The sequence below is a fragment of the Caulobacter sp. S45 genome (assembly GCF_903642205.1).
Classification (GTDB): domain Bacteria; phylum Pseudomonadota; class Alphaproteobacteria; order Caulobacterales; family Caulobacteraceae; genus CAHJWH01.
The window spans coordinates 1-5,790 of record NZ_CAHJWH010000179.1 but is presented as its reverse complement, the minus strand read 5'-3'; the positions used below and the strand labels follow the sequence as shown (position 1 = coordinate 5,790).

Here is a 5,790-nt window from a genome sequence, read left to right as displayed (position 1 = left end):
TCCGGCATCGTCCACGATGCGGTACTCCATCCCCGGGCCCGGGCGCCCGATGCAGCGGGTCGGGAAGCCGGCCGGCCAGCGCCTTCAAGGGGCGGTTGACGCCATGCTCGTCGCGCAGCTCGGTGACCACGCCGCGAACCGTGCGCGGCCCCAGAGGCGCTGCGACTTGGTCGCCGACCGAGAGGCCCATCGACTCCTCGGCGGCGTAATCGAAGGCCTCCGGCAAGGGCAGGGGCAGCAGGACACGGGCGATCAACGACATCGCGCTCAATATAGCGCGGCGTTCGCCCATAGCGCCTCCCACCTCGGGGTAGGGGAGAGCTAGACCTGCCCCCTGAGCACGGAAACGAGGAGCCTGAACCGGCGCGTCAGCTCCCCCGGCGCGCGGCCGCGGGCGTACGGCTCGGCGAGACCGGCGTATGCCACAGCGGGAAAAGCTGCGACCGGCAGGGCCTTCAGTTCCACCCTTGCGCGCGCGAGGGCGGCCTGCACCTCAGCCGTCGCGCGGGACGCCAGCCCGGCTTCGTCCGGCTCGCCCCAGCTCTGCGGGACCCAGTCCCGGGCGCGACTGCGCCAGATCGCCCGAGTGCGGTAGAGGCCGGCCAGACCCCAGGCGCGCCCGGCCTCCACGATTGCGCGCAGCGGCGCCTCGGGATCGAGGACGCGGGCGGCGAGGCCCATGACCGCGCCGGCCGTGCCGTCCAGGTATCGGGCGAGCGCGGCGTCGTCGGCAAAGGGGGCGGGCTCAAGCTCGGCGTGGCGCGCCTCGACCAAAGTGTCCAGCAGCGTCGGCGGCAGGACGCCCGAGGCGATGGCGGACGCCAGCGCCTGCAGCACCGGCTGGCCCGGCGGGGCGCCGCCGACGGCGATGGCCTCGATCCGCTCGCGCCACCAGGCCAGCCGGATTTCGCCTGCCAGCGGGTTGCTGACGCTCTCGGCCACCCGGGCCAGCTCGTCGTTCAGGGCGTAGACCGCCACGACGGTAGCACGGGTGGCGGGGTCGGGGACGAAGCGGCTGGCCAGCCAGCGGTCGGGATCGAGGCGTCGGATGCGGGCGTCCAGCGTCTCCACCGCCTCGGCGGCCGCCGCCTCAGGGGGCCGCCGGGGCACGCTCAGACCGCCAGCAGAGCGGCGGCGACTCGGCGGCCCTCGCCGGCCAGGTAGTTGTACATGCGGCAGGCCTCCGGCGTGCTCATCACGTCCAGCCCGACGCCGGCGTTGAACATGGCCGTCCGCACCGTCTTGGGCGCGAGCGCAACGGCTGAGCCCACTCCCAGCAGCAGCACCTCGATTTCCAGCGGCCCCAGTCGCGAGACGGGGGACAGGTCGTCAGGCGTAAGCACGCTGAGACTGCGCACGGGCCACGGCCGCACGGCATTCTGCAGGATCAGGATCGAGCCTTCGATGCGCTGCTCGCCGACCCGGAACCCTCCCCCGCCGAACGCCTCGATGACGAGGGGGGCGACCACGGGCTCAGGGCCTCGCCGGGGCCGGGCGGGACTTTATGGTGGTCGCGAGAGGGACCGCGTCCTCGCCTCGTCTGACGCCCCAGACCAGCACGAGCGGCAAGGCGACATAGACCGAGGAGTATGTGCCGATCAGGATGCCGAACACCATGGTGAAGACCAGCGGGAACAACACAGGGCCACCGAATATCAACGCACCCGCGAGGGCCAGCAAAGCCGTCGAGCCGGTGATCAGGGTGCGCGACAGCCGCTCGTTCTCCGACAGGTCGATGACTTCGCGCAGCGGCGTACGGCGATACTTGCGCAGGTTCTCGCGTAGCCGGTCGAAGGTGATGACCTTCTCGTTCATGGAATAGCCAATGACGGTGAGCAGCGCCGCGATCGAGGTCATGGAGAACTCGATGCGCAGGACCGAGAGCAGGCCCAGCGTCAGCACGATGTCGTGCAGCACGGCCAGCACCGCGCCCAGGCCGAACTGCAGCTGGAAGCGGAACCAGATGTAGCCGAGCATCAACACCAGGGCGACGCCGAGCGCCAGGAAGCCGTTCTTCAGCAGTTCGCCAGAGACCTTGGGGCCGACCGCCTCCACCCGCTTGAACTGGATGCCCGGGAACTCCTGGGCCAGGCTGGTGCGCATGCCATTCACGGTCTGCACTGGATCACGCCCGGCTTCGGGCTTGAAGCGCAGCATGGCGGCGTCGGGCGCGCCGAAGCCCTGGACCTCCGGATCGTGGGCGCCGTGGCGAGCCAAGCTGGCGCGCAGGCCGGAGAGCGGGGCGGCGCCGGGCGTGGTCACCTCGATGAGGATGCCGCCCTTGAAGTCGATGCCGAGGTTCAGGCCGAGCGTCGCCAGACTGGCGAAGGAGGCGAGCACCGCCACGGCCGAGATGGCGGCGGCGATCGGCGCCCACTTGACGAACTTGAAGTGCGTCTGGCGGGGCAGGAAGCGGATCAGCGGCCAGCGCATGAGCTGTTACCCCTTAAGCGATCGGCAGGGCTTTGGGCTTGGCGGCCCGGAACCACCAGCCGATCAGCACCTGGGTGATGAGGACGGCGGTGAACACCGAGGTGAGCACGCCCACGAACAAGGTCCAGGCGAAGCCCCGCACAGCCCCCGAGCCGAACTGGAACATGATCAGCGCGGCGATCAGGGTGGTGACGTTGGCGTCCATGATGGAGACCAAAGCGCGGCGGAAGCCCTGGTCCGCGGCCATCAGGGGGGTGCGGCCGGCGTGGGCCTCGTCCCTCATGCGCTCGTAGATCAGCACGTTGGCGTCCACCGCCACCGCCAGCGTCAGGATAAGGCCGGCGATGCCGGGGAAGGTCAGGGTCGCCTGGGTCAGCGACATGGCGCCGAAGATCAGCATCACGTTGACGATCAGCGCCGCCGCCGCGAACACTCCGAACAGGCCATAGGCGCCGATAATGAAGACGAAGATCGCCGCCGCCCCGATCAGCAGCGAGATCGCGCCGGCCCGCACCGCATCGGCCCCCAACTCGGCGCCTACCGTCCGCTGCTCCACGAAGTTGAGCTTGGCGGGCAGCGCGCCGGAACGGAGCAGCAGGGCGAGGTTGGCGGCGCTCTCCACGGTGAAGTTGCCGGTGATCTGGCCGGAGCCGCCATAGATGGCGCTCTGGATCACCGGATCGGTGATCACCTTGTCGTCGAGCACGATGGCGAAGCGCTTGCCGATGTTGGCCGCACTCACCTCGCCGAAGCGCTGGGATCCGACGCCGTTGAAGCGGAAGGAGACCACAGGCTGGCCGGTCTGGCTGTCGAACTGACCGGCCGCGCCGGTCAGCATGTCGCCGGAGACCAGCACCCGACGGCGCACTAGGACGCCTTGGGGCTCGCTGGGCGTGTCGCTCGGCAGCAGCTGGTCTTCCGGGGGAACGAGGGCCGGGTTGGGCGGGATGGGATTGGTGTCGTCCACCATCTGGAAGGTGAGCTTGGCGGTCTGGCCGATGATCTCCTTCAGCCGCTCGGGATTGCTCTCGCCAGGCGCCTCGACCACGATCCGGTCGACGCCCTGGCGGATGATGGTCGGCTCGCGGGTGCCGAGCGCGTCGATGCGGCGGGTGACCACCTCGATGGACTGCTGCACGGCCTGGGCGGTCTGCTGGCGCCAGTTGGCTTCGGAATAGCCGAGCGTGACCGTCTGGTTGGAGCCTCCGTTGATGCTCAGATCGCGACCGCCGGGTTGCCCCGCAGGCTGGGCGAGCTTGGAGCGCAACAGGCTTACGGCGGCGTCCACCTGGGCGGGAGTGGTGATGTGGGCCTGCACCTGACCGTTGGCGACGCCCAGGCCTGAGAAGCCGATGTTCCCATCGCCGAGCGTGCGGCGCGCATCCTCGGTGATGTTGGCGAGCTGCTCGGCGCGGAGCGACGCCTGGTCCACCTCCAGCAGCAGGTAGGAGCCGCCCTGCAGGTCGAGGCCCAGGTTCAGCCGCTTGTTGAACGGCGCCGGCACGTGATCGGTGACCGAGGCCGGCAGCAGGTTGGGCAGGGTGAAGACCAGGCCGAACACGGCGGCCAGCACCACCAGGACGATCTTCCAGGCGCGGAGTTGGATCATCCCTGCGCCCCCTCTGATCCGCTCATCCCGGCGAAGGCCGGAACCCAGATCGTATGGCTGGACGCCGGGGAGGCGGGCGTGGGATCAGCGCTCCAGCCCGCGAGGCGCAGCGCCTTACGATCTGGGTCCCGGCAGTCGCCGGGATGAGCGGGAGAGAGATAGGCCATGGTCGAGGTGGACTCAGGCCTTGGACTTGGCGTCGGTCGACTTGGCGTCGTTGGCCGCGGCCGGTTCGCCGCGGGTGCGGACATCGGAGATCATAGCCTTGACCACCTTGATCACCACGCCGGTGGCGATCTCCACCTGCACCTCCGCGTCGTCGACCCGTGAGACCTTGCCGATGACGCCGCTGTTCAGCACCACCGTGTCGCCGCGCTTGATGGCCTCGATCAAGGCACGCTGGTCCTTGGCGCGCTTCTGCTGCGGCCGCAGGAGCAGGAAGTAGCCCATGACGCCGATGAACAGCAGGGGCGCGAACTGCATGATCAGGTCCTGTGGACCCCCGCCCGAGGCGGCGGCGCCGGCGGCTTGCGCAAAGGCCGGGGTGGCGAACATCAGGACTCCGGAAACAGCCAGTGCGGCCGGGTGGGAACCTCGGCCGATCGAAGAGGCGCGGAAGCTAGGCGAGCGCCTGCGGTTTTGCAATGCGACGCTCGCCGCAGGCCTAACCCGCCGGCAGCACAAGGGTGGGGTCCACCGGCCGCGCCTTCTCCGTGGGATCGGGCGCATAGCGGACCTCGAAGTGGAGCTGAGGCCGGTCCACGGCGCCGGTCTGGCCGGCCTGGCCGAGCTCGTCGCCCTGGGCCACGCTGTCCCGCATCCGCACCTCGATCCGGTCCAGGTGGGCGTAGGCCGTCACCCAGCCGCCGGAGTGCTTCACCAGCACCAGGTTGCCGAAGCCGGGGATGGAGCTGCCGGCATAGACCACTTCCCCCGCCGCGGCGGCGCGGACGCCGCTGCCGGGCGTGGCGGCGATGTCGACGCCGTCATTGTGCTGGCCCGCGCCCTTGTCGCCGAAGGGCGAGATGACCTGGCCCCGCAACGGCCAGATGAAGCGGCCGCGGCCCGCGGCGGTGATCTGGGTCGGCGTCATGCCAGCGATGCCGGAGACGGTCGGCGTCACCGGCCGCGCGCGGCCAAGGCTCGGCGCGTAGCCGCCCGTCGAGGCGCCGCCAGCGGCGTAGCTCGGACTATAGCTCGGCGGGGTCAGGCTGGCGACGCGGGAGGCGCCCGCAGTCGTGGCGGCGGGGGTTGACGGCGTGCGGGAGGCGTAGCCGGGCATGGCGTAGGTGGAGGCCGCCACGCTCGAGCCCGCCGCGGCCCGGTAGGGCGTACTCGCCGCGGGAGCCGGTGTGGACGCCGTGTAGGGCCGCGTTCCCGCATAGTAGGGCTGGGTCGTGGTCGCCCCGGCCGCGGCCAGCGACGAACTGCTGACCGCGGGCGCGGGAGAGGGCCGGGGCGTGACGATGGCCGTCGAAGTTGACGGATAGGTGGTGGCGGCTGGCGGCGAGGTCGTCGGGGCATAGGACTGTGATGCGTAGGACTGCGGCGCAGGGGCCGTCGACGTCAGTGGCGCAGCCTGGGCGACGGTCGGCGGACGCGCAGGCGGCGGCGAGACCGGGGCGGGAGGCGTGTAGCTCGGCGTGGCGGCGGCCAAGCGGCTGGCCCTCTCCTCGCGGCGCAGACGCCGGCGTTCGGCACGGGACAGATGGGCGGGCTCGGGCTCGGCGGCCGAAGCGCCCGTAGGC

6 protein-coding genes and 1 pseudogene are annotated in these 5,790 nt (G+C 70.8%); all 7 read right to left on the bottom strand.

Annotated features, from left to right (window positions below; all coding sequences use genetic code 11):
- A pseudogene (locus HUV06_RS14210) lies at positions 1-292 on the bottom strand (hypothetical protein); the annotation flags it as partial.
- Positions 293-321: 29 nt separating this feature from the next.
- On the bottom strand, positions 322-1,110 hold the full coding sequence (locus tag HUV06_RS14205; protein ID WP_254601151.1) for a squalene/phytoene synthase family protein: 789 nt from the start codon (positions 1,108-1,110) through the stop codon (positions 322-324).
- A 2-nt stretch (positions 1,111-1,112) separates the two neighbouring features.
- A complete protein-coding gene (locus tag HUV06_RS14200; protein WP_174301907.1) occupies positions 1,113-1,469 on the bottom strand; it encodes an Mth938-like domain-containing protein in 357 nt (118 codons plus the stop codon).
- Positions 1,470-1,473: 4 nt separating this feature from the next.
- Positions 1,474-2,433: a protein translocase subunit SecF gene (gene secF, locus HUV06_RS14195; protein ID WP_174301906.1), complete on the bottom strand. Its 960-nt coding sequence runs from the start codon at positions 2,431-2,433 to the stop codon at positions 1,474-1,476.
- Between the two features lie 13 nt (positions 2,434-2,446).
- Positions 2,447-4,042 (bottom strand): protein translocase subunit SecD, encoded by a 1,596-nt coding sequence (gene secD, locus HUV06_RS14190; RefSeq protein ID WP_174301905.1) that lies wholly within the window; start codon positions 4,040-4,042, stop codon positions 2,447-2,449.
- A 180-nt stretch (positions 4,043-4,222) separates the two neighbouring features.
- Positions 4,223-4,597 carry a preprotein translocase subunit YajC gene (gene yajC / locus HUV06_RS14185; RefSeq protein ID WP_174301904.1) on the bottom strand — a complete coding sequence of 125 codons (375 nt, stop codon included), beginning with the start codon at positions 4,595-4,597 and terminating at the stop codon, positions 4,223-4,225.
- Between the two features lie 109 nt (positions 4,598-4,706).
- Positions 4,707-5,790, bottom strand: a 1,084-nt coding sequence (locus HUV06_RS16085; protein ID WP_217433896.1) for a M23 family metallopeptidase, incomplete at its 5' end; no start/stop codon positions are given.

What these genes read in the sequence shown, in the direction of transcription:
- secD (WP_174301905.1), bottom strand. Translation starts at nt 4,042, where the DNA reads ATGATCCAACTCCGCGCCTGGAAGATCGTCCTGGTGGTGCTGGCCGCC.
- yajC (WP_174301904.1), bottom strand. Translation starts at nt 4,597, where the DNA reads ATGTTCGCCACCCCGGCCTTTGCGCAAGCCGCCGGCGCCGCCGCCTCG.
- secF (WP_174301906.1), bottom strand. Translation starts at nt 2,433, where the DNA reads ATGCGCTGGCCGCTGATCCGCTTCCTGCCCCGCCAGACGCACTTCAAG.